Raw genomic sequence first — 23,840 nt, forward strand, 5'->3', positions numbered from 1 at the left:
GAAATCCAGCGCGACCAATCCGCAGAGAACGCTTTCGCGGGGGAAAGTGGCGGACAGTGAGGGATTCGAACCCTCGAGACGGTTCCCCGCCTACACACTTTCCAGGCGTGCGCCTTCGACCACTCGGCCAACTGTCCGTGGGCGGGGGTTTATCCGCAACCTGCGTCCCTTTGCAAGGGGGCCCGCCGTGAAATTGTTCCCGTTGTATCCGGGCCCCGAAACGCACATAGTGCAGTGCACTTATCAAATGCCCGGACGACCATGACCCCGCCGCAGGACCATACGACCCAGAACCAGATCCAACGCACCTACTACAGCCGGATTCAGACCGGGGCGCTGCTGATCATCGCCTTTGCCGTTGTCCTCTTTCTGCTGGTTCAGGCACGGTTCATGCTGATCTCCCTGGCGACGGCGATCATCCTGTTTTCGCTGACGTCGGACGTTATCAATTTCATCGCGCGGCTGCGGGTCGGGCCGATCCGGATTCCGAACTGGGTGGCCTCGCTGGCCGCACTTGCGCTGATCTCGACCGCGCTGCTCTTGTTGTCATCGATCCTGCTGGCGCAGTTGAACACTGTATTGATGACCACGCTGTCCTATGCCGAACGGGCGCCTTCGGCCATTGCGTCCCTGTTCCGATGGATGGGCGAGGATGTGGAAACGGCGGTCCTGAACTCCCTCCGGTCGGTCGAGGTGACGGGCTATGTCCGGACCGTCGCGGGTCAGGCCGGGAACCTGATGCAGGGGACGGTTCTGGTCATCCTTTTCGTGGGGTTCCTCTTCGCGGAGCGCATCTGGTTTTCGACCAAGCTGACAAATTTCGTCGGCGATGGGGTACAGGCCGAACGGGTGGGCAAGATCATCGCCTCGATCATCCACCGGGTGAACTATTACCTGTTGGTCAAGTCGGCGGTCAGCATCATCACCGGGGCCATGGTCTTTGCGGTCGCGACGGCCTTTGACCTGGAACTTGCCGTGGCCATCGGCATCTTGACCTTCGTTCTGAATTACATCCCGAACGTCGGGTCGATCGTGGCCACCGGCATGGTGGCACTTGTGGCTTTCGTCCAGACCTCGGACCCGACGATTACCGCCGCGATCTTCGTGATCTGCGGGCTGATCCAGTTCATCAACGGCAATGTCATCGACCCGTGGATGATGGGCCGGGCGCTGCGCCTGTCGTCCTTCGGGATCATCATCAGCCTTGCCTTCTGGGGCGCGGTCTGGGGCATTCCGGGAATGTTCCTGTCGGTGCCGATCATGGTGATGCTGCTGGTGGTGTGCAGCCATGTACCGGCGCTGCGCCCGGTGGCGATCCTGTTGTCGCGCGAAGGTTTGCCCGAACCTGAGGAAGAGCTGAACCGCGTCGCCGAGGAAATGGAACAGCGCCGCGCGTCCTAGGCCCAGGTCACGTCACCAAGGAAGATATAGCCTGCGCCGTAGATCGTCTTGATGAGGGCCGGGTTACGCGGGTCTTCCTTCAGTTTCGCGCGCAGGCGGGAGATCCGCACATCCATTGCCCGGTCGAAACTTTCCCCGGCGGTGCCGCCAAGGGTCTCTTGCATGTTCGCCCGTGAAATTAGCCGTTTTGGGGCATCAAGGAACATCCGCAACACGGCCCCTTCGGCGTGGCTGAAGGGGGTTTCGGCTCCGGTCTCGTCGATCAGGGCGTAGCGGTCGAAATCGGCGGTCCAGCCGTTGAACCGCGCCACGCTCCCTGCCCCGCTGGTCTCTGACGCGCCCTTGCGCAGCCGAGCCCGGACCCGGGCGACAACCTCGGCCGGGTCGAAAGGTTTGATGATGTAGTCGTCTGCGCCCAGTTCCAGCCCGGTGACCCGGTCCTGCACCTGCGCCCGGCCCGAGATGATGATGACGGACGCCCCCTGTTCCAGCGCCAGCCGGTGCACAAGGCTCAGCCCGTCCTTGTCCGGCAGACCAAGATCGACAAGACAGACATCGGGGGCGGCGGTTTTCAACGCTGCTTCAAACTCGGTCGCGCGGCCAAAGGCCAGCGTGCGAAATCCCGCATCCGTCAGCGCATCCGTCAGCATCAGCCGAATGGCCGGTTCATCGTCCAGGATGGTGACAAGCGGGGCGGTCATTGGGCGGCTCCGGCCGGGTGCGGGGTGAGGACTGCGGCAATGTCCTCTGCCCCGACCGGTTTGGCAAGGACCGGGGCCAGCGCGGCGGCAGCCTGTCGCAGCGGGTCCGACGGGGGCAGCGATGTCATGAAGACAACCGGCGGCCGGGCGGGGCCAAGCCGATGGAACAGGTCGACTCCCGTCTGCCCCCCTTTCAGCGACAGGTCCGACAGGATCAGCCCGATCCCCTCGACCCCTTCGGCGATGGCCAGCGCCTCGTCGACCGATGCGGCCTCGGCCACGGCCTGCCCGGCCCCGGTCAGGGATTGGCGAATGGTTTCGCGCAGGTCCGGGCTGTCTTCGACCACAAGGACCAACCCCGCCGCCTGCGGCAGGTCGCGTGCCGGACGCAGCGGCAGCCGGATCACCACCCGCCCGCCGGTCAGCCCGTTGCCCAGATGGACCTCTCCGCCCGCCAACTTGACCGTGTCGTAGACCATGGACAGCCCCAGCCCGGACCCCTCTCCGCCTTTGGTGGTAAAGAACGGGTCCAGCGCGTGATCCAGCGCCTCGTCACTGAACCCCGGCCCGGTGTCCGAAACTGAGAATTCAAGCCATGTATCCTGCACCCGCCGCGCGGTGATGCCGATCCGCCCCTGTGTCGAAGGCCCGATGGCGTCGCGCGCGTTCAGCACAAGGTTCAACAGGGCGTCCTGCACCGTTCCGGGGTCGATCATCCAAGGTCCGGGGCCTGCGTCATTGCGCATGTCGATGCCGATCCCGTCGGGCAGGGACGGACCGGCCAGCGTTTCCATGTCGCGCAGGAACAGGTCCAGATCCGTGGCCTGAAGTTTCAGTTGTCGCCGCCCGGTCATATCCGCGATCCGGTGCAACAGAGTCCCGCCGCGCCGGGCCGCCGACAGGGTGGCCGATACCAGCGCCCCGGCCTCCTCGGGCAGGTCCATTTTCTGCAGTTTTCCCTGCATCCCTAGGATGATCGTCAGAAGGTTTGAAAAATCATGGGCAAGGCCCGATGTCAGCTGCGCCGCCAATTCCCGTTTTCGGGTCTGCTGAAGCGCGACGCGGGCCTGCGTTTCCTCGGTTACATCCATCGACAGGATATAGACCCCGTCGATCCCGCCGTCGCTGTCCGTGTCCGGGGTAAAGGCAACCCTGATCCGACGCGAACTGAGCGCATCGGTAAACTCGAACACGCTCGGGTCGCCTGCGAAGGCCGCCGACAGGTGCGGTTCGATCCGGGTGTAGGCCTGCGCCCCAAGGGTTTCCGCGATATGCCGCCCAAGGATGTCCGAGGGTCGCCCCGGCATCACCGACGACAGACGGCGGTTGGAATAGGTATAACGCCGGTCAAGGTCCACATGGGCGATATGGGCCGGCATCATTTCCGTGGTCAGGCGGGTCCGGGCCTCGATCTCGGTCAGCTCGCGCTTGGCTTCTTCCAGCTGCGCGATCGTGCTTTCCAGCGCCCGGTTGGTCGAAGACAGTTCGGCAGCATAGCTCGAGAGCTGGTCCGACAGTTCCTCGGACCTTGCCTGCAAGAGGGCCTCGTGCCGCCGTGTGTTGGTGATGTCGGTATAGACGGTCACCCAGCCGCCCTGCTGCAACGGCGCGCCTTCGACGCTGATCACCCGGCCATTGGCGCGGGTCCGCTCCATGTAATGCGGCTCGAACGCCTGCGCGAGCTTCACACGATCCGCAACGAAATCGTCGATATCCTCGATCTCGCCATATTCGCCCCGCTCTGCCAGATAACGGATCACCTCGGCAAAGCTGACCCCGTCGCGGGCGAACCGGTCCGGCAGGTCGAACATCTCCAGCATCCGGCGGTTGGCCACCACCAGCCGCAGGTCGCTGTCGAAAATGGAAATGGCCTGCTGAATCAGGTTCAACCCGGACATCATCAGCGCCGATCTGTCTGGCTTGGCTCGCGGCATGGCGGTTCCTTCCCTGCAACATGGCTAGCACCGGGCCCCTGCCCCGCCAAGCCAAAGGTCGGGCTAACCGCCTGCTGTTACAATTCGTTAGGATTGGGAAAACATCGCGCAAGAATCGGGCGTCAGCCTGCACGCTGACCGGACAAGCGGGAAGAGGAGCCCGCCCCGGCAAAGGGAGGATCAAGACTTGGCCGACGCCACTGTCGGCGCGGGAGGCGGGCTTCAGTCCGTTCCGGCGCTTCTGCATCACAACGCCACCCGGCACGGGGACAAAGCCGCCTACCGGGAGAAGGAATACGGGGTCTGGCAGAACTGGACCTGGGCCCAGACCGAGAAAGAGGTCGAGGCGCTGGCGCTTGGCCTGATCAACCTTGGCGTCAACAAGGGCGATTTCATCGCGATCATCGGGCGCAACCGCCCCTACCTGTATTGGGCGATGGTCGCGGCGCAATCGGTGGGCGCGATCCCGGTGCCGCTGTATCAGGACGCGGTCGCGGAAGAGATGGCCTACGTTCTGGACCACTGCGGCGCGCGGTTTGTCGTGGCGGGCGATCAGGAACAGGTCGACAAGGTGCTGGAGATTCAGGACCGGCTGTCAAACCTTGAACACATGATCTACCTCGATCCACGGGGGATGCGGAAATACGACCACAGCCGGCTGCACGAATATTCCCACGTGCAGGAACAGGGGCACGCAGCGCGGGACGAACTGACCCCCGAGTTGGAACGCCGCCGGTCGGCGCTCGGCTACGACGATACCTGCGTGATGCTCTACACCTCGGGGACGACAGGCAAGCCCAAGGGCGTGGTCCTGTCGAACCGCAACATCATCGAAACCGCCAAGGCGAGTTCGGAATTCGACCACCTGCGCGCGGGCGACGAGGTTCTGGCCTATCTGCCGATGGCCTGGGTCGGTGATTTCATCTTTTCCATCGGTCAGGCCTATTGGACCGGGTTCTGCGTGAATTGCCCCGAAAGCGCGGAAACAATGATGACCGACCTCAAGGAGATCGGGCCGACCTATTATTTCGCTCCGCCCCGGATTTTCGAAACCCAGCTGACCAGCGTCATGATCCGGATGGAGGACGCTGGCAAATTCAAACAATGGCTGTTCCGCCACTTCATGGCCCATGCCCGCAAGGTCGGCCCCGCCATTCTGGACGGCAAACCGGTGGGTATCTGGGACCGGATCAAATACGCGCTGGGCGAGGTGGCCATCTACGGCCCGCTGAAGAACACGCTTGGCTTTGGCCGGGTGCGTGTCGGCTATACCGCGGGCGAGGCGATCGGGCCGGAGATTTTCGATTTCTACCGCTCGCTCGGGATCAACCTGAAACAGCTCTACGGCCAGACCGAAGCCTCGGTCTTCATCACCCAGCAACCCGATGGCGAGGTCCGGTCCGATACGGTCGGTGTGCCCTCGCCCGGCGTCGAAATCCGGATCGCCGAGAACGGAGAGGTCTTCTATCGCTCTGCCGGCACCTTCGTGGAATACTACAAGAACCCAGAAAGCACCGCCGACACCAAGGACCCGGAAGGTTGGGTTGCGACGGGCGACGCCGGGTTCATCGAAGAAGGCAGCGGGCATCTGCGCATCATCGACCGGGCCAAGGACGTGGGACAAATGGCCGACGGCCGGTTGTTCGCGCCCAAGTATGTTGAAAACAAGCTGAAATTCTTCCCCAATATCCTCGAGGCCGTGGTCTTCGGCGCGGGACGCGACACCTGCACCGCCTTCATCAACATCGACCTGACCGCCGTCGGCAACTGGGCCGAACGCAACAATATCGCCTATGCGTCCTATCAGGAGCTGGCCGGTCACCCCCGCGTTCTGGAAACCATCCAGGCCCATGTGGAAGAGGTCAACGCCAGCGTGGCCGAAGACGACATGCTGTCGGGTTGCCAGATCCACCGCTTCCTTGTGCTGCACAAGGAACTGGACGCGGACGACGGCGAGTTGACCCGCACCCGCAAGGTGCGCCGCAAGATCATCGCCGAGAAATTCGATGACCTTGTGACCGCGCTCTATGACGGGTCGGACAGCATCTATACCGAAACCGAAGTGACCTATGAAGACGGGCGCAAGGGCAAGATCCGGGCAACGCTGGAAATCCGCGATGCCAAGGTTGTGCCCACCGCCGGAAAGGCCGCCGCATGAGCGCCGTGCGAGAAGTCCGGGCCGCGCCCGACCTGGGGGGCGCTTTGGGTGCGAGCCGCTACGCGACCGCTCTAAAGCATTCCCGCCATATGAGCTGCACAGGACATCGCCAACGCGCCCTCCGGGGGGAGGTCGGGCGCGGCCCGGACTTCGCCGGGCAGTGCAAGCCAAAACTAGCTTTCGTCAATTGCGAAGACAAACCTCAAAGAGCGTTCGAATCTCGGCAACGCCTTCAAGACTTCTTTTTTCCGAAACTCCGGGTTTCTCGCCAACACAAGTCGAACAGCTCCGTCTACGGAACCTACATCGGCATAAGCGTCTTCAAGCTGAGTGATTATTTTGCCGTACTTCTTCATAGGAATCCTCCATCCGGGTTGGAGGCACCAGCGTCGGGCAGCCCTGAAATCCGTCACATGCACAGACATCTCCGCTTGCGCTTTGCTACCAAACTGGGAGTGAATAACCGTGCTTGATCAACAAGTTACTACCACCGCCGACGGCCGCACCATTGGTCCCGTGGTGATGGAGATGAAGAACATCACCCTGCGGTTCGGTGGGGTGGCGGCGATCACCGATATTTCTTTCGACATCCGCGAGGGCGAAATACGCGCCATCATCGGCCCGAACGGGGCCGGGAAATCCTCAATGCTGAACGTCATCTCGGGTTTTTACATCCCGCAGGAAGGCGAGGTCTGGTACAAGGGCGCCCCGCGCCCGCCAATGAAACCCTACGAGGTCGCCCGCCAGGGCATCGCCCGCACCTTCCAGAACATCGCCCTGTTCGAAGGGATGACGGTTCTGGACAACGTGATGACCGGGCGCCTGACCCATATGCACACGCCCATGTGGCGGCAGGCGATCTGGAAAGGCCGGGCCGAGCAAGAGGAGATCGCCAACCGCGAGGTTTGCGAGAAGGTCATCGACTTCCTTGAAATCCAGCACATCCGCAAAACCCCCGTGGCCCGCCTGCCCTACGGGCTGAAGAAACGGGTCGAACTGGCCCGCGCGCTTGCGGCTGAACCGTCGCTTCTGCTGCTGGACGAACCGATGGCGGGGATGAACGTCGAAGAGAAAGAGGACATGAGCCGCTTCATCCTCGACGTGAATGATGAATTCGGCACCACCATCGCCCTGATTGAACATGACATGGGCGTGGTCATGGACCTGTCCGACCGGGTGGTCGTGATGGACTATGGCAAGAAGATCGGGGACGGCACCCCGGACGAGGTGCGCAACAATCAGGACGTGATCGACGCCTATCTCGGCGTGGAGCATTAAGGGGACGGATATGGAGCTACTGCATAAAATCTTCATCGCACCGTTTCAGGACATGGCCGCCGCGCCGGACTTCCTGATGCAGGTGCTGTGGGAGGGGCTGGTCTCTGGCGTCCTTTATGCGCTGATCGCGCTGGGCTTCGTCCTGATCTTCCGGTCGTCCCGCATCTTCAACTTTGCCCAGGGGATCATGGTGGTCTTCGCGGCCCTGACGCTGGTTGGTTTTCACGCCATGGGCATCCCGGCCTATGTCTCGGTCGCGCTAACGCTGGTGGTGATGTTCGGCCTTGCGGTCGGGATCGAACGGGTGGTTCTGCGCCCGCTGGTGGGCCAGCCGGATATCATCCTGTTCATGGCGACGATCGGGATCACCCTGTTCCTGATCGGGTCGGGCGAGCTGATCTTCGGCGGCGAAAACAAGCGGATGATCACCGAAGAACTAGGCATTCCCACCGGGGCCTTCGAATTCAACCCCTTTAACGGGCTGCTGCTTCTGGAACAGAAGGACGTGACCGCCGTGATCGGGGCCGTGGCGCTGGTGATCGGGCTGTTGTTGTTCCTGAACAAGACCCGCATGGGCCGCGCCATCCGCGCGCTGGGCGATGACAGTCAGGCGGCGCTTTCGGTCGGTATCTCGCAGCGCACCGTCTGGGTCATGGTCTGGTTCATCGCCGGGGTGATCGCGCTGGTCACCGGCATCGTCTGGGGGGCCCGCGCAGGTGTGTCCTTCGCGCTTGAGGTTATCGCCTACAAGGCGCTGCCGGTGCTGATGCTGGGCGGTCTGGAATCGATCACCGGGGCCATCGTTGGCGGGCTGATGATCGGGATGATGGAAAAGCTGTTCGAGATTTACTGGGGTCAGCCGCTTTTGGGTGGTGGCACGGAAAGCTGGTTCGCCTTTGTCCTCGCCCTTCTGGTGCTGCTGTTCCGGCCTCAGGGCCTGTTCGGCGAAAAGATCATCGAGCGGGTGTAAGGACATGGCAAAGCTGATCGCAGTCCTTAACGTGGTGGCTTGGTCCGGGTTCTGGGCCTTCGGCTACCTTGCCTTCACCGCCGATCCGTCGGCGCCGGGCACGATGGTCACCGCCGCCGTGCTGGCCTTTGTCGGCGCCGCATTGGGCATCTGGGCTTACTTCTGGCTGATCCGCCATTCCGAGGCGACGGGATACGCCCGTCCCTCGAACCGGGTTCTGCCCGAACACCTGCGCGAAAATGGGGGAGACGCCTGATGCTGTACCGCACGTCCGGCCAGTTCAAGACCACCTACAAGGCCGATCAGGCGCTGTTCCCGGTCCGTCAGGATGCGATCCTTCTGGGGTTCATCCTGATCCTTGCCTGGGCGGTCTTTCCGCTCATGGCCTCCGAATTCACCTTTCAGGCCCTGCTGATCCCGGTGCTGGTCTATGCGCTGGCGGCAATGGGGCTGAACATCCTGACCGGTTATGCCGGGCAACTTAGCCTTGGGACAGCGGCCTTCATGGGAGTAGGCGCCTATGCCTGCTACAAGCTGATCACGATCTTTCCGGGGATGAACATCATCGTCGCGATCCTTCTGTCCGGGGTCTTCTCGGCCGGGGTCGGGGTGCTGTTCGGCCTGCCCTCGCTGCGGATCAAGGGGTTCTATCTGGCCATTGCCACGCTGGCGGCGCAATTCTTCCTTGTCTGGACGTTCGAGGAATGGGCTTGGCTTTACAACTACAACGCCTCGGGCGCGATCCAGGTGCCGAACGTGGAAATGTTCGGGACGATGGTGGCCGGTCCGCTGGCAACCTCGACCACGCAATATTACCTTGTGCTGGCGATCGTGACGGTGATGACCATCGTCTGCATCAACCTGACCCGCGGCACCCAAGGCCGGACATGGAAAGCCACGCGTGACATGGACATTGCGGCGGAACTGATCGGGATCAACCTGCTGAAGTCCAAGCTGACCGCCTTTGCCGTATCGTCCTATATCGTGGGGGTGGCGGGGGCGCTGTTCGTCTTCATGTGGCGCGGCGCGGCAGAGCCGAACCTGTTTTCGATCTCGCTGTCGTTCCGCATCCTGTTTATCGCCATTATCGGCGGGCTGGGATCGATCCTTGGCAACTACCTTGGCGCGATCCTGATCGTGGCCCTGCCGGTGGTGCTCAACACCCTGCCCCATACGCTGGGGATCGAGATCTCCTCGGCCACGGTCGAGCATCTGAATATCATGATCGTGGGGGCGCTGATCGTGTTCTTCCTGATCATCGAACCGCACGGTCTGGCCCGCCTTTGGGCGCTGATCCGCGAGAAACTCATCATCTGGCCGTTCCCGCATTAGGCGGGGGCGACCCACCAAGAAGACCAAGAAACAAACGACAACGTCAGATAATCCATGGGAGGAAACCAATGAAGACGTTTGCGAAATGGACCGCCGCCGCGGCGGTCGCGCTGGGCACCGCCTCTGCCGTCTATGCCGAAGGCCACGGCGCCAGCATGAATGTCCCCAACCTCAGCTACCGGACCGGTCCCTTTGCCGCCACCGGCATCCCGATCATGAACGGTCAGGCCGATTACTTTGCCATGCTGAACGCCCGTGACGGCGGCATCGGCGGCGCGATGATCGACTACGAGGAATGCGAAACCGGCTACAGCACCGAAAAAGGTGTGGAATGCTACGAAGCGACCAAGGCCGACGCCATCGTGACACAGCCGTGGTCGACCGGGATCACCCTTCAGGTTCTGCCCAAGACCAACGTCGATGAAATGCCGCTTCTGGCCCCCGGCTACGGCTTCTCGCCCATGGCGGACGGCGAGGTGTTCCAATGGGCGTTCAACATGCCCGGGTCCTACTGGGATGCGGCCTCGATGATCCTTCAGGAAATTTCCGGCGGCGACCTGTCGTCCTTGTCGGGTCAGAAGATCGTCCTGCTGCACCTTGACCACCCCTATGGCAAGGAACCCATCCCCTTCTACGAGGCGATGGCCGCTGAACACGGGTTCGAATTCCTGCCGATCCCGGTTGGCCTATCGGAGATGCAGAACCAGTCGGCCCAGTGGCTTCAGATCCGCCGCGAACGTCCCGACTATGTGATCATGTGGGGCTGGGGCGCGATGAACGCGGGTGCCCTGACCGAGGCGATCAAGACCCGCTATCCCATGGATCAGTTCATCGGCGTCTGGTGGTCCGGCCACAATGGCGACCTTGAGGCACTGGGTGAAGACGCCGCCGGCTACCGCGCGATTTCCTACAACGCGCCGAACCCGGACGCGCCCGTTCTGGCCGCGATCCGTGAACACGTTTCCGATAGCCAGGCCGGCGAAGGCGAAATGGACTGGGTGTTCTACCAGCGCGGTCTGGTGATCTCGATGCTTCTGGCCGAAGGGATCACCGCGGCGCAGGCGGAATACGACACTGCCGTCGTCAGCCCGCAACAGCTGCGCTGGGGGCTTGAGAACATCAACCTGACGCAGGAGCGGATCGACGAACTGGGTTTCACCGGCATGATCGCCCCGTTCAGCACCTCCTGTGCCGATCACACCGGCCATTCGGGCGGCTGGATGATCCGCTGGGATGGGTCCACCTTCCAGGTCGACAGCGATCACCTGATGGCGGATCAGTCGGCCATCGCCCCGCTGGTCGAGGCTGCGGCTGCGGAATACGCCGAAGCCAACGCGCCCTGGCCGACCCAGGAATGCGACGGCTAAGCGCCTGACGCGACAGGTGTCCGGGCTGCCACTTGCGGCCCGGACACACCCCACCCCATTCAGACGGACCCGACCCATGCTTGACGCAAGCCCAGAGACACGGACCGAGACCCTTCTTGAGGTCAACAACATCGAGGTGATCTACAACCACGTCATCCTTGTGCTGAAGGGCGTGTCGCTTTCGGTGCCCAAGGGCGGGATCACCGCGCTGCTGGGCGGCAACGGGGCGGGCAAGACGACGACCCTCAAGGCCATTTCCAACCTGCTTCACTCCGAACGCGGCGAGGTGACGAAAGGGTCGGTCCTTTACAAGGGCGAGCGGGTGCAGGATCTGGACCCGGCGACCCTTGTCAAACGCGGCGTCATTCAGGTGATGGAAGGCCGCCATTGCTTTGGCCACCTCACCGTCGAAGAAAACCTGCTGACCGGCGCCTATACCCGGCGGGACGGCGCGGGCGCAGTCGCCGCTGACCTTGAAATGGTCTATTCCTATTTCCCCCGGCTGCGCGAACGGCGCAAATCGCTGGCGGGCTATACCTCTGGCGGGGAACAGCAAATGTGCGCCATCGGCCGCGCGCTCATGTCCCGGCCCGAGATGATCCTGCTGGACGAACCCTCGATGGGTCTTGCGCCTCAGTTGGTTGAGCAGATCTTCGAGATCGTGAAATCCCTGAACGAGAACGAAGGGCTGACATTCCTTCTGGCCGAACAGAACACCAATGTCGCGCTGCGCTATGCCCATACCGGATATATTCTGGAAAGCGGGCGGGTGGTGATGGACGGCCCCGCCGCCGACCTGCGCGAAAACCCCGACGTGAAAGAGTTTTACCTCGGCATGTCCGACGAAGGCCGCAAGTCCTTCCGCGACGTGCGCAGCTATCGCCGCCGCAAGCGTTGGCTGAGCTGATGAAGGATAGTGCCGTGACCTATTTCGATGCCCTTGAAACCCGCAGTGCCGACGAACGCGAAGCCGCGCATCTGGCGCAACTGAACGGCCTTCTGGCCGAACAGGGGATGGACCCGCTCGCCGCGCTGGCCGATCTGTCTGCCCTGCCTGTCCTGCGCAAGGCCGACCTGTCGGCCCGGCAGAAGGCGCAGCCGCCCTTTGGCGGGCTGTTGGTACGCAACGCCGCCCATGTGTTTCAATCCCCCGGCCCGATCTATGAACCGGGCGGGGTCAGCCACGACTGGTGGCGGATGGGCCGGTTCCTGCATGCAGCGGGCGTCGGCGCCGGCGACATCGTGCAGAACTGCTTCGGCTACCACCTAACACCCGCGGGCATGATCTTTGAAAACGGCGCGCGGGCCGTGGGGGCCGCGGTGCTGCCCGCCGGGACGGGACAGACCGAATTGCAGGTCCGCGCCGCTGGCGACATCGGGACCACCGCCTATGCGGGCACGCCGGACTACCTCAAGGTCATCCTCGACAAGGCCGACGAGATGGGCGAGCGGCTGAAGATCAGCCGCGCCGTGGTCGGTGGCGGTGCGCTGTTCCCGTCGCTTCGGGCGGAATACGCGGACCGGGGCATCGCTTGTCTGCAATGCTATGCCACTGCCGACCTTGGCAATGTCGCCTATGAAAGCCCGGCAATGGAAGGGATGATCCTTGACGAAGGGGTGATCGTGGAAATCGTCACCCCCGGCACCGGCGATCCCGTCGCCCCCGGCGAGGTGGGCGAGGTCGTGGTAACGACGCTGAACCCCGATTACCCGCTTGTGCGCTTTGCCACCGGCGACCTGTCCGCGATCCTGCCGGGGCAATCGCCCTGTGGCCGCACCAACGCCCGGATCAAGGGCTGGATGGGCCGGGCCGACCAGACCACCAAGATTAAGGGGATGTTCGTGCGCCCCGAACAGGTCGCCGCCCTAGTGGCCAAACACGACAGCATCGACCGCGCCCGCGTTGTGGCCGGACGCTCGGGCGAACAGGATACGATGACGGTCCAGATCGAAACCACCGCGACCGATCCCGCGGCTTTTGCCGCCTCTGTCGCCGAGGTGCTGAAACTGAAAGGCGAGATCGAATTGGTTGCGCCCGGCACCCTGCCCCGCGATGGTCTGGTGATCGAAGACCGGCGCACATACGACTGACAGGAGCCGACGATGGATATCCGTGACGCCAAGGCCGTCATCACCGGCGGCGCCTCTGGCCTTGGGGCCGCGACAGCCCGTGCCTTTTGCGAGGCCGGGGCGGATGTGACGATCCTCGACCGCGACGCGGGCGGGGCCGCCTTTGCCGAAGGAATCGGGGCCGAGTTTGCCCAATGCGACGTCACGGACGAGGATTCGGTCACCGACGCGCTGGACTTTGCGACCGACCGGATGGGTGGGCTGAACGTGGCCGTGACCTGCGCCGGGATCGCCACGGCGGAAAAGACGTTGGGCCGCAACGGACCACATCGGCAATCCAGTTTCGACCGGACCATCGGGATCAACCTGTCGGGCACATTCAACGTGGCCCGCCTTGCCGCCGCGCGGATGTCCGAGGGCGGCGTGCTGGTCTTCACCGCCTCGGTCGCGGCCTTTGACGGGCAAAAGGGACAGGCCGCCTATGCCGCGTCCAAGGCGGGGGTGACCGGCCTGCCCCTGCCCATGGCCCGCGATCTGTCGCGGCAAGGGGTGCGCGTTATGGCCATTGCGCCGGGCATTTTCCGAACCCCGATGCTGGAAGGGTTGGGACAAGAGGTCATGGACGGGCTGGCCAAGGATGTCGTCTATCCCGCGCGGCTGGGCGATCCGGCGGAATTCGCGGCCTTGGCGCGGTTCATCGTCGAATGCGACTATCTGAACGGAACGACAATCCGGTTGGACGGCGCGTTGCGAATGCCGTGAATGTCGCGCGGCAGGCTGCCGCATGGCAACGCCGGAACAGCACCCCATATCAGGGGCATGACCCAAGCTGCATTCAACCTCCCCGCTCAAGCCGGCCCTGTGCGGCCCCTCCTCACCCTTCCCCTATTCGGGGCACTTTTCCGGGCCATGTCCGACAGCGCCGAGGCAGCGATCTTCGTGGCCTTTGCCCTCGCCGTTCTGGCGATTGCCGCCGCGGTGGTGCTTTGGGGTCTGCCCGCGCTGGTCTTGTCGGCCTTGGCCGTTGTGCCGGTGATGTTTGCCTTCTACATCGCGATCAGCTGGCCCTTTGGCCGCTGATCAGCCTTCGGCCTTTTCCATCAACTCCAGCCATTCCTCTTCCGCGGCCGAGAGCGTGTTCTGACGATCCGTCAGCGCCTCGGTCGCCTTGCGGAACTTGACCGGGTTTTCCGTAAACAGCGTCGGGTCGGCCATCAGCTGTTCCAGCTTGGCGATCTCGGCGGTCAGCCGGTCAATCAGGCCCGGTAATTCCTCTAACCGGTGCTTCTCGGTAAAGCTCAGGCCAGACTTCTTTGGTTCAACCTTCTGTTCCGGTTTATCTTTTTGAACCTTTGGCTTATCGGCCACTTCTAAAGTCGGCTGAGCGCCCCTCTGGGCCTGATAATCTGTCCAGCCCCCGGCATAAACCACCGCCCTGCCGTTGCCTTCCATCGCGACGGTCGTGGTCGCCACCCGGTCCAGAAAATCCCGATCGTGGCTGACCAGAAGGACCGTCCCGTCATAGTCGTCTAAGATCTCTTTCAGCAGGTCCAGCGTTTCGATGTCCAGATCGTTGGTCGGTTCGTCCAGCACCAGAAGGTTTGATTCCTTCGCCATCAGCTTGGCCAGCAGCAGCCGCGCCTTTTCGCCCCCCGACAAGGACCGGACCGGGGCTCGCGCCTGCGCCTCGTCAAACAGGAAATCCTTGAGATAGGCGACGACATGTTTCGGCGTCCCGCGCACCATGACCTGATCGGCCCGGCCCCCGACGCGCATGGCCGGATCGCCAGTCAAGCTATCCCAAAGTGACATGTCGGGGTCAAGCTGGGCGCGGGCCTGATCGAACACCGCGATGGCCAGGTTGGTGCCGTGCTTGATGGTTCCGGCGTCGGGTTGAACTTCACCCAACAACATCTTGATAAGGCTTGTTTTCCCAACGCCATTTGGACCCACGAAGGCAACCCTGTCCCCACGCTGAACGGTCAGGCTGAACCCTTTCACGATGGGCTTGCCATCGTAGGATTTCACCAGCCCCTCGGCCTCGATCACCTTCTTGCCAGAGGTCGGCCCGCTGTCGAGGCTAAGCGCGGCAGTGCCCTGCCGCCGGATCATCGCCGCCCGTTCTGCCCGCAGGTCCTGCAAGGCCCGGACCCGGCCCATGTTCCGCTTGCGTCGGGCACTGATGCCTTCGACGGCCCATCGCGCCTCGGCCTTGATCTTGCGATCCATCTTGTGGCGGGCGATGTCCTCTTCTTCCCAGATCTTGTCACGCCAGGCTTCGAACCCTTCGAATCCCACCTCGGCCCGCCGCACCATTCCCCTGTCGATCCAAAGGGTTGCACGGGTAAGTTCGCGCAGAAATGCCCGGTCGTGCGAGATCAGGACGAAGCCGGACTTCGTGGTCTTCAACTCATTTTCCAGCCAGCGCACCGCTTCGATATCGAGGTGGTTGGTCGGTTCGTCCAGAAGCATCAGTTCCGGGGCCTCGGCCATCAGTTTGGCCAGTGCCGCGCGGCGGCGTTCCCCGCCCGAGGCGACGGACACCGCGCGGGTAGGGTCGAATTTCAGCCCTTCGGCCACCATTTCGACCCGATAGGCCTCTGCCTCTCCGACGCCGCTGGCGGCATAGTCGCCCAGGGTCGCGAAACCCTCCATAGTTGGGTCCTGTTCCATATATCCGACCGAGGTCCCCGGCGGGACGACGCGGGTGCCGTTGTCGGGCTCGACGATCCCGGCCATCACCTTCATCAAGGTTGATTTGCCCGACCCGTTGCGCCCCACAAGGGCCACCCGGTCGCCCTGCTGGACAACCAGCGACAGGTCGGAAAACAGAGGATCGCCGCCGAAGGTCAGCGAGATGTCGGAAAGCTGGAGAAGGGGTGCGCGTGCCATGGGTGCGAGTTATTGCCAAGCGCGGCGGCGTGCAAGGGGCTGCTAGGCTAGGCCCGCCAACATCCGCAGCGCGCGGGCCCGCGCGGGCGGGATTCGGGCGATTTCAACGGCGGTGAAGACATGGATCGTCTGCATGTCTGGGTCGATAACGGCGTGGTCAGACACCCAGCCGCCCATTTGCAGATAGCTGCGCAAGAGCGGCGGAAACGCGGCGGCGCCCCCCGCTTCGCCCAGCTCGGCAAGGTCGATCACCGCCGGGGACCGCCGCCGCACAGGCCAATCCGCCGGCCCCTGATGGTCCCGCCCCAACCGCGACAGGGCGGCCCGGTGCGGTGCCGGGTCGATCCCTGCAAAACTGGAGCAGCCGAACAGAAGGCCGACCCCTGCCGTATCGACGATCCGGGCCAGCGCCGCCCAACCGATCCGCAGCACATCGCTGTCGGGGCCAAGAGCCGGGTCAAGGCAAAAGCGGCCAAGCTCCAACACCGTGGCAGGATAGTGATCAAGCGCTGTCAGATCGTAGAATTGCCCTGCGTATCCGCCGGATGCCCCGCCCGACGACAGGCGGATCCGGAAGGTCCCCACCAGCGCCCCGTCCCGTTCGATCAAGATCTGGGGCCAGTCCACGTCGAAGGCATCGCAATCCCGGCCCGCACGCCCGTGAAAGGCCTTGTGGCGCAGCGCAAAACAAGCCTCGGCCTCTGCCTCTGTTCCTGCGAGGCGCACAGACACGCGGCCGCGGGCAAAGGGCAGCAAGGCGGCGATAGCCTCATGCCTCGTTCCCCCGTTCGGCATGTGCCGGGACAAAGGTTAGTTCGGGGCGAGGAACTGACCGGCGTCAAAACGGCCGATCGAACCAAGAAGCTGCCGGATCAGGGTGTTGTCCTCGACGTTCGAATCGGTGACGCGGCGGGACAGAACGACAACCCGGCCATCTTCCAGGCCGTAGCGGGCGATATCGCGCACGATTCCGTTTTCGTCGAAATAGATCGCCAGAACCTCGCGGCTGGTCTCCTTGGGCGCAAAGGGGCCAATCGTGCGATAGCTGGAGGCAACGTAATAGAACCCGCTGTCGTTCAGGAGGCCCGCCGCACCCGGCGGACCGATCAGTTCGGCCACGGTGTCGCGGCTATCCGCACCGACGATGATCTGGGCCAGCTCATCCTCGCGCGGGACATAGCCGTGGTTGCGCACGATCGGCGCGCAGGCCGACAGGGCGATCCCCATGGCCGCGGCGATGATCGCGCCGCGCAGTCCGGTCGGTTGTGGCATGTGGTGCCCCCTTGCCTTGCCCTGTTCTGCCTTCTATCGACGCTTACATCATGCGTGGCCCCCTGTTCAAGAATGGAAACCCCGATGGCTGACCCGACCCCCGCCCTGCCGACCCATCCGGTGCGCCTGGCCGATCTGGACGGCCGCCGGGACCGCACGTTCGACCTGATGCCAACGCCTGCCGAACGGGCGGCGATTGCTACGGCACTCGACATTCCCAAGGTCCGCAAGCTGCGCCTGACCGGTCGGCTGGTGCCGATCGGACGCAAGGACTGGCGGCTTGAGGCAGAACTGGGCGCGACCGTGGTACAGGACTGTGTCGTCACGCTGGAGCCGGTCACCACCCGCATCGACGAAGCGGTGAACCGCAGCTACCTGTCCGAACTGCCCGATCTGGGAACCGGAGAGGTCGAGATGCCCGAGGATGACGAGGCAGATCCGCTCCCCGCGGTGCTCGACCTTGCCGAGGTGATGATTGAGGCACTGGCACTGGCCCTGCCGCCCTTCCCCCGCGCCGAAGGGGCATCGCTGGAAGACCCCGATGACGACAACATTGCAGATGTCCGTCGCCCGTTTTCGGGATTGAAGGACCTTCTCGACCCAAAGGATGAATAGGGAGCGGTGGGTTAAAACCCACCTTACGAAGGGGCTCTGCCCCTCTGGCCCTTTCGGGCCATTCACCCCGGGATATTTATTGACCCAAAGAAGGGGGTGGCCTCAGCGTCCATTCTTCTTTGGGTTGGAGATTTGCTCGGGGGGTCCGGGCGGCGAAGCGCCCCCGGGTAAGGTGGGTCTTGACCCACCATTTCCCCCATCCTGTTTTCCGGTTGCGTTCTGGCGGAATCGCAGTATTTTCGCGGCCTCTTTCGGATCGGCACTCGACAGTCACAGCCCAATCGCTTAAACGGCGGCGAGTCAGATCAGGAACACGAAATCCGGGCCCCTGCCGCATGGCATGATTGCCCCCCAATACATAAGGTTGAGACATGGCCGTCCAACAGAACAAGGTTTCGAAGTCGCGCCGCAACATGCGCCGGGCCCACGATGCACTCGTGGCCGCGAACCCGAACGAATGCCCCTCCTGCGGTGAGCTGAAGCGTCCGCATCACGTCTGCCCCTCCTGTGGTCACTACGCCGACCGCGAAGTGGTTGCCGCTGCCGACGAAATCGATCTGGACGACGACGCGGCGTAAGCCGCCGTCTGTCTGGCACCGGTCATGGTTGATTCACCGCAGGCGTCAAACCCCGCAGCGACCTCCAAAAGACCAGTCGTGCTATCGGTCGACGCCATGGGCGGAGACAAAGGGCCTGCAACGGTTGTTGCGGGCCTTGCGCGTTTTCTGTCGGAAAACCCGGAGGCCCGCGCCCTGCTGCATGGTCCGCGCGACCAGCTGAACCCGATGGTGGCCAAGCGCCGCATCGGCGACCGGGTCGAGGTGTGCGACGCGCCCGACGTGGTGAAGATGACCGACAAGCCCAGCCATGCGCTGCGTCACGGCAAGACCACGTCGATGTGGTCGGCCATCGACGCCGTGCGCGACGGGTCGGCGGATGTTTGCATTTCCTGCGGCAACACCGGCGCGCTGATGGCGATGTCCATGCTGCGCCTGCGCAAGGCGGATGGGGTGAACCGGCCCGCGATTGCCGCGCTCTGGCCGTCACGCAACCCGTCCGGGTTCAACATGATGCTGGACGCGGGCGCCGATATCCGCGCCGATCAGGACGATCTTCTGACCTATGCGCTGATGGGCGCCTCCTATGCCCGCAACGGCATGGGGCTGGCCCGCCCCCGAATCGGCCTGCTGAATGTCGGGGTCGAAGAACATAAGGGCCGCGCTGAACTGAAGGTCGCGCATGACCTGATTTCCCGGGCCGCCGCGCGGGGCGACTACGAATACGTGGGATTCGTCGAAGGTGGCGATTTTCCCTCGGACCGGGTCGATGTGATCGTCACCGACGGGTTTACCGGCAACGTCGCCCTGAAAACCGGCGAAGGCACCGCCAACCTGATTTCGGAATTGTTGAAGGAAGCCTTCAACAAGACGCCCCTGTCCAAGATCGCGGCCCTTCTGGCGATGACATCCCTGCAGCGCTTGCGCAAACGGATCGACCCGCGCCGGGTCAATGGCGGGGTCTTCCTCGGGCTGAACAAGACCGTTGTGAAAAGCCACGGATCGGCCGACGCCACCGGCGTCGCCGCGGCGCTGGCACTTGGCCACCGACTGGCGCTGTCGGGTTTCTCGGACAAGCTGGCCGCGCGGGTTGCATCCGCCGCCGCCCTTGCGCAAGATGCCACGAATGACAGTGCGGCAGAGGGGGACACGGACTCTGCCGACAGCGGGGACAGGCAGGCAAAATGACGATACGCGCGGTGGTCAAAGGCGTTGGGCACTACCTGCCCGAACGCGTGGTTCCCAACAGCTATTTCGAAGAGATCGTCGATACGAGCAATGACTGGATCGTCAGCCGGTCCGGCATCGAACGGCGCCATTTCGCGGCCGAAGGCCAGACGACATCCGATCTTGCCACCCGGGCGGCACAGGCGGCGCTGGACAGTGCCGGGCTGACCGGGGCGGATGTGGATGCGATCATTCTTGCCACCTCCACCGCCGATCTGACCTTTCCCTCGGCCGCGACCATGGTGCAGGCAAACCTAGGGAATACAAAGGGTTATGCCTTTGATGTTCAGGCAGTTTGCGCCGGGTTTGTCTTTGCGCTGGCCAATGCCAACGCGCTAATCGTGTCCGGTCAGGCGCGCCGTGTTCTGGTCATCGGGGCCGAAACCTTCAGCCGAATCCTCGATTTCACCGACCGGTCCACCTGTGTCCTCTTCGGCGATGGCGCGGGCGCGGTTCTGTTGGAGGCGCAGGAGGGCACCGGCGACAATACCGACCGGGGCATCCTGTCCACCGACCTGAATTCCGACGGCACCTATCGCGACATCCTCTATGTCGATGGCGGGGTATCGACCCAGTCCACCGGCGTTCTGAAGATGGCCGGGAAAGAGGTGTTCCGCCACGCGGTCGAAAAGCTGGCCCAGACCGCGCATCATGCGCTTGAAAAGGTCGGGCTGAAGGATGACGCAGTTGATTGGGTGGTCCCTCATCAGGCGAATATCCGCATCATCCAGTCCACCGCGAAGAAACTGGGTGTCGGCATGGACCGGGTCGTGGTGACCGTTCAGGACCATGGCAATACCTCGGCCGCCTCGATCCCACTGGCGCTGTCGGTTGGCGTCGAACGCGGCCAGATCAAACAGGGCGATCTGATCGTGACCGAAGCGATCGGCGGCGGTCTGGCCTGGGGTTCTGTGGTTCTGCGCTGGTAGCGGAAACAGGTCTTTTCCCATTGGCTTGAACTTGCCTGTGCAAGTCCCTGTTATTGACTCTGAAATTGCGTCTCGCCTAAGGTCTTTCAAAACCAATCAGGGGGGACACCGATGGCCGAAAAGACGCTGACCCGGATGGATCTGGCCGAAGCCGTCCATGCCGAGGTGGGGCTGTCCCGAAACGACAGCGCCGATCTGGTCGAAAGCGTGCTGCAACATGTGTCTGATGCGCTCGTCCGCGGCGAGTCGGTCAAGATCAGTTCGTTTGGCACGTTCTCGATCCGGGACAAGGCCGCCCGCATGGGCCGCAATCCCAAGACCGGCGAAGAGGTTCCGATCAGTCCGCGCCGCGTTCTGACATTCCGGCCCAGCCACCTGATGAAAGACAAGGTCGCAGCTGGCAACAAGTCCTGAGGGGGGCCCGATGGCCAAATCCCGCGACGCATTCCGAACGATCTCCGAGGTTTCGGAGTGGCTTGATACGCCCGCACATGTGCTGCGGTTCTGGGAAAGCAAGTTCAGCCAGGTCAAACCCGTCAAACGCGCGGGTGGCCGCCGGTATTACCGGCCCGAAGACATGGAGCTTTTGGCCGGGATCAAGACGCTGCTGCATGAACAGGGCATGACCATCAAGGGCGCGCAAAAGCTGTTGCGCGAGAAGGGGGTCAAACATGTCGCTTCGTTGGGGCCGGGTCTTGATGACGAGGGTACCATCGACGCCAACCCGACACCGGATCCGGTAGCGACCCCGCCCAAGGTCGAGATTTCAGTGGGCCTGATGGCAACGCCCACCGGGGCCGACGACAGCGAAGCGGAAACACCGGACACCCCGAAAGACCCAGAGGACGAAGCGGCCCCGCCGGCCCGCGTGGGCCTAGGCATTGGCCTTGCCGCGCAGTTGCCCGAAAACCCGGCGGAGGCACCCGACAACGTGGTTCCTTTCGACGCCACCCCGGTTGCCACCCCGCCCCCTACCCATGCGTCCCCTCGCCCGACGGTTCCCGCCGACCCCGACGACATGGACTATAACCCGCCCAGCCGGGTGTTTTCCGCGCTGCAACGGGCGGACCGCGCGAAACTGGCCCGTAAGGCCTCCGCTATCGCGCCACTGATCGCCCGGCTTGACGCTGTCCGCGCGTCGATCAGCCGGGACTGATCCGCGTGCCATCCGCCATTGCCTTTGACCTTGACGGGACGCTGATCGACAGCCTGCCTGACATCCAGGCCACCGCGAACGCGGTGTTGAACCCGCGCAGCCTGCCGCCGCTGAGCTATGACGAAGTGCGGCAATTCACCGGCTGGGGCGTCGACCATTTCATCGGGCGTCTGTGCGACACCCGCGCTGTGCCAAGCGAGGGGCGCGATGGGTTACACGCCGAATTCATGGCCCGCTACCAGACCGCTCATGACGAAACCCGCCTCTATCCCGGCGTGGCAGAGGCCTTGACCGCCCTGCGCGCCGCCGGTCATCTGCTGGGTCTGTGCACCAACAAACCCAGCGGGCCGACCGCCGGGGTTCTGGCGGCGCTGGGGCTGTCCGACACCTTCGATGCGGTGATCTGTGGCGACAGCCTGCGGTCGCGCAAACCGGACCCGGCCCCGCTTCTGGCCTGTTTTGCCCGGATGGGGGCCAAGGGCGGCCTGTATGTCGGCGATTCAGAGGTGGACGCGGACACGGCAGAGGCCGCGGATATCCCGTTCCTGTTCTTCACCGAAGGCTATTGCAAGCGCCCCCAGTCCGAGATCAGGGCCGCGGCACGTTTTGCCGAATTCAGCGCCCTGCCCGGCCTTGTGGCGGAACTGGGCTAGCCCGCGGCCGATCCCCCGGAAAAACCGCATTCGGCACTTGCGCCGCCCGGGAAAACCGGTATCTAGGCGGCATTCGTCGGGCTATAGCGCAGCCTGGTAGCGCGTCCGTCTGGGGGACGGAAGGTCGCAGGTTCGAGTCCTGCTAGCCCGACCAATCACACCCCACCTGAAATTCCGCCGCGGGGCTTGCCCGCGCCCGTCGTTTTTGTCACCAAGCGGAAAGCATTTTTCCAAGGGGGCCCAAAGATGCACAAGGCGGGGGTTCTGGCCGATCACCAGATAGAGGGGCTGATTGCCGATGGGGCAATCTGGGCCGACCAACCCTTTGCCACGGGACAGGTGCAGCCGGCCTCGCTCGATCTGCGGCTGGGCCGGGTTGCCTATCGCGTCCGGGCGTCCTTCCTTGCCGGTCCCCTGCGGCGGGTCACCGACCGGCTGGCCGAGTTTACCATGCACGAGATCGACCTGACGCAGGGCGCGGTTCTAGAAAAGGGCTGTGTCTACGTCGTGCCGCTATTGGAATCACTCGCGCTTCCGGCGGGCATGTCGGGCGCGGCCAGCGCCAAAAGCTCGATCGGGCGGCTGGACATGCTGACCCGCGTCATCACCGACCGGGGCACCGAGTTTGACCGGGTGCCCGACGGATACGAAGGGCCGCTTTACGTCGAAATCTGCCCCCGGTCGTTTTCGGTCGTGGCGCAGACCGGCCAGATGTTGAATCAGGTGATCTTCCGTGTCGGCCAGACCATCCTGTCCGACGATGAACTGAAGGCGCTGCACGCCGCTTCGCCCATCGTGTCGGGGAATGCGGTCATCTCGGACGGGTTGGGCTTTTCCGTCGATCTGCAACCTGAACAGGGCACGCTGGTTGGCTACCGCGCGAAACCCCACACCGGGGTGATCGACCTGTCTCGGCTGGGCCACTACGTGCCGTCAGACTATTGGGAAGAGGTGCGCACGGACGACGGACATATCATCCTTGATCCCGGTGCCTTTTATATCCTTGTCAGCCGGGAGGCGATCGCCATTCCCCCGGACTGCGCCGCTGAAATGGCCCCCTATCTGGCGATGGTGGGCGAATTCCGGGTGCATTACGCGGGCTTCTTCGACCCCGGCTTTGGCTGGGACGGGGCCGGCGGGGCCGGATCGCGCGGTGTGCTCGAGGTGCGCTGCCACGAAGCGCCCTTTGTGCTGGAACACGGTCAGGTGGTGGGGCGGCTGGTCTATGAGCGGATGTCGGAAACGCCGACGGCGCTCTATGGTCGCGAGATCAAGTCTAACTATCAGGGACAGGGGCTGAAGCTGTCCAAGCACTTCCGCAGCTAGTC

At 63.5% G+C, this 23,840-nt stretch carries 24 protein-coding genes and 2 tRNA genes; 20 read left to right on the top strand and 6 right to left on the bottom strand.

The window, feature by feature from the left end; translation table 11 throughout:
* Positions 1–47 precede the first annotated feature (47 nt).
* Positions 48–137: transfer RNA gene (locus U3648_RS10840), tRNA-Ser, on the bottom strand.
* A gap of 124 nt (positions 138–261) precedes the next feature.
* Here U3648_RS10840 and U3648_RS10845 point away from each other — a divergent pair.
* Entirely contained in the window at positions 262–1,401 is a 1,140-nt protein-coding gene (locus U3648_RS10845; RefSeq protein ID WP_420859251.1) for an AI-2E family transporter, read from the top strand.
* Here U3648_RS10845 and U3648_RS10850 read toward each other — a convergent pair.
* Both U3648_RS10850 and U3648_RS10855 read right to left on the bottom strand, forming a co-directional pair.
* A complete protein-coding gene (locus tag U3648_RS10850; protein WP_420859252.1) occupies positions 1,398–2,102 on the bottom strand; it encodes a response regulator transcription factor in 705 nt (234 codons plus the stop codon). The two genes, U3648_RS10845 and U3648_RS10850, sit on opposite strands and share 4 nt — an antisense overlap.
* Entirely contained in the window at positions 2,099–4,036 is a 1,938-nt protein-coding gene (locus U3648_RS10855; protein WP_420859253.1) for a PAS-domain containing protein, read from the bottom strand. Before U3648_RS10855 ends, U3648_RS10850 begins: the two co-directional genes overlap by 4 nt.
* Positions 4,037–4,223: 187 nt before the next feature.
* Here U3648_RS10855 and U3648_RS10860 point away from each other — a divergent pair, with 187 nt between their 5' ends.
* The 10 genes from U3648_RS10860 (at position 4,224) to U3648_RS10905 (ending at position 14,291) form a co-directional block, all read left to right on the top strand.
* Positions 4,224–6,194, top strand: coding sequence for an AMP-binding protein (locus U3648_RS10860; RefSeq protein WP_420859254.1), 1,971 nt, complete (start codon positions 4,224–4,226; stop codon positions 6,192–6,194).
* Between the two features lie 522 nt (positions 6,195–6,716).
* On the top strand, positions 6,717–7,472 hold the full coding sequence (locus U3648_RS10865; RefSeq protein ID WP_420859392.1) for an ABC transporter ATP-binding protein: 756 nt from the start codon (positions 6,717–6,719) through the stop codon (positions 7,470–7,472).
* Positions 7,473–7,482: 10 nt separating this feature from the next.
* On the top strand, positions 7,483–8,442 hold the full coding sequence (locus U3648_RS10870; protein WP_420859255.1) for a branched-chain amino acid ABC transporter permease: 960 nt from the start codon (positions 7,483–7,485) through the stop codon (positions 8,440–8,442).
* A gap of 4 nt (positions 8,443–8,446) precedes the next feature.
* Entirely contained in the window at positions 8,447–8,698 is a 252-nt protein-coding gene (locus U3648_RS10875; protein WP_420859256.1) for a hypothetical protein, read from the top strand.
* Positions 8,698–9,774 (top strand): branched-chain amino acid ABC transporter permease, encoded by a 1,077-nt coding sequence (locus tag U3648_RS10880; protein WP_420859257.1) that lies wholly within the window; start codon positions 8,698–8,700, stop codon positions 9,772–9,774. Before U3648_RS10875 ends, U3648_RS10880 begins: the two co-directional genes overlap by 1 nt.
* Before the next feature lie 68 nt (positions 9,775–9,842).
* Entirely contained in the window at positions 9,843–11,141 is a 1,299-nt protein-coding gene (locus U3648_RS10885; RefSeq protein WP_129681371.1) for an ABC transporter substrate-binding protein, read from the top strand.
* Between the two features lie 76 nt (positions 11,142–11,217).
* Complete coding sequence (locus tag U3648_RS10890) at positions 11,218–12,048, top strand: ABC transporter ATP-binding protein (RefSeq protein ID WP_420859258.1); 831 nt, start codon at positions 11,218–11,220, stop codon at positions 12,046–12,048.
* Positions 12,048–13,232: a phenylacetate--CoA ligase family protein gene (locus U3648_RS10895; protein WP_420859259.1), complete on the top strand. Its 1,185-nt coding sequence runs from the start codon at positions 12,048–12,050 to the stop codon at positions 13,230–13,232. Before U3648_RS10890 ends, U3648_RS10895 begins: the two co-directional genes overlap by 1 nt.
* Before the next feature lie 12 nt (positions 13,233–13,244).
* Positions 13,245–13,973 carry an SDR family oxidoreductase gene (locus U3648_RS10900; RefSeq protein ID WP_420859260.1) on the top strand — a complete coding sequence of 243 codons (729 nt, stop codon included), beginning with the start codon at positions 13,245–13,247 and terminating at the stop codon, positions 13,971–13,973.
* Positions 13,974–14,120: 147 nt separating this feature from the next.
* Positions 14,121–14,291, top strand: coding sequence for a hypothetical protein (locus U3648_RS10905; RefSeq protein ID WP_420859261.1), 171 nt, complete (start codon positions 14,121–14,123; stop codon positions 14,289–14,291).
* On the opposite strand, the gene U3648_RS10910 is transcribed toward U3648_RS10905, so the two are convergent.
* From U3648_RS10910 to U3648_RS10920, 3 genes are all read right to left on the bottom strand, one after another.
* Positions 14,292–16,103 (bottom strand): ABC-F family ATP-binding cassette domain-containing protein, encoded by a 1,812-nt coding sequence (locus U3648_RS10910; RefSeq protein ID WP_420859262.1) that lies wholly within the window; start codon positions 16,101–16,103, stop codon positions 14,292–14,294.
* A 42-nt stretch (positions 16,104–16,145) separates the two neighbouring features.
* A complete protein-coding gene (locus U3648_RS10915) occupies positions 16,146–16,835 on the bottom strand; it encodes a GNAT family N-acetyltransferase (RefSeq protein WP_420859263.1) in 690 nt (229 codons plus the stop codon).
* A gap of 78 nt (positions 16,836–16,913) precedes the next feature.
* Positions 16,914–17,375, bottom strand: coding sequence for an outer membrane protein assembly factor BamE (locus tag U3648_RS10920; protein WP_420859264.1), 462 nt, complete (start codon positions 17,373–17,375; stop codon positions 16,914–16,916).
* An 84-nt stretch (positions 17,376–17,459) separates the two neighbouring features.
* On the opposite strand from U3648_RS10920, the gene U3648_RS10925 reads away from it, so the two are divergent.
* From U3648_RS10925 to U3648_RS10965, 9 genes are all read left to right on the top strand, one after another.
* Positions 17,460–17,990: a YceD family protein gene (locus tag U3648_RS10925; RefSeq protein ID WP_420859265.1), complete on the top strand. Its 531-nt coding sequence runs from the start codon at positions 17,460–17,462 to the stop codon at positions 17,988–17,990.
* A gap of 371 nt (positions 17,991–18,361) precedes the next feature.
* Entirely contained in the window at positions 18,362–18,568 is a 207-nt protein-coding gene (gene rpmF, locus U3648_RS10930; protein ID WP_420859266.1) for a 50S ribosomal protein L32, read from the top strand.
* Between the two features lie 24 nt (positions 18,569–18,592).
* Positions 18,593–19,735, top strand: coding sequence for a phosphate acyltransferase PlsX (plsX, locus tag U3648_RS10935; RefSeq protein ID WP_420859267.1), 1,143 nt, complete (start codon positions 18,593–18,595; stop codon positions 19,733–19,735).
* Positions 19,732–20,703, top strand: coding sequence for a beta-ketoacyl-ACP synthase III (locus U3648_RS10940; protein ID WP_420859268.1), 972 nt, complete (start codon positions 19,732–19,734; stop codon positions 20,701–20,703). Before plsX ends, U3648_RS10940 begins: the two co-directional genes overlap by 4 nt.
* 111 nt (positions 20,704–20,814) lie before the next feature.
* Positions 20,815–21,117, top strand: coding sequence for an integration host factor subunit alpha (gene ihfA, locus U3648_RS10945; RefSeq protein ID WP_129681395.1), 303 nt, complete (start codon positions 20,815–20,817; stop codon positions 21,115–21,117).
* Between the two features lie 10 nt (positions 21,118–21,127).
* Positions 21,128–21,859: a MerR family transcriptional regulator gene (locus U3648_RS10950; protein ID WP_420859269.1), complete on the top strand. Its 732-nt coding sequence runs from the start codon at positions 21,128–21,130 to the stop codon at positions 21,857–21,859.
* A 5-nt stretch (positions 21,860–21,864) separates the two neighbouring features.
* Positions 21,865–22,512 carry a phosphoglycolate phosphatase gene (gph, locus tag U3648_RS10955; protein ID WP_420859270.1) on the top strand — a complete coding sequence of 216 codons (648 nt, stop codon included), beginning with the start codon at positions 21,865–21,867 and terminating at the stop codon, positions 22,510–22,512.
* A gap of 77 nt (positions 22,513–22,589) precedes the next feature.
* Positions 22,590–22,666, top strand: a tRNA-Pro gene (locus U3648_RS10960).
* A 92-nt stretch (positions 22,667–22,758) separates the two neighbouring features.
* Positions 22,759–23,838, top strand: a complete 1,080-nt coding sequence (locus tag U3648_RS10965) for a 2'-deoxycytidine 5'-triphosphate deaminase (protein ID WP_420859271.1) — start codon at positions 22,759–22,761, stop codon at positions 23,836–23,838.
* Positions 23,839–23,840 lie beyond the last annotated feature (2 nt).

It is taken from the genome of Marivivens marinus, assembly GCF_035969385.1.
Taxonomy (GTDB): Bacteria; Pseudomonadota; Alphaproteobacteria; order Rhodobacterales; family Rhodobacteraceae; genus SELP01.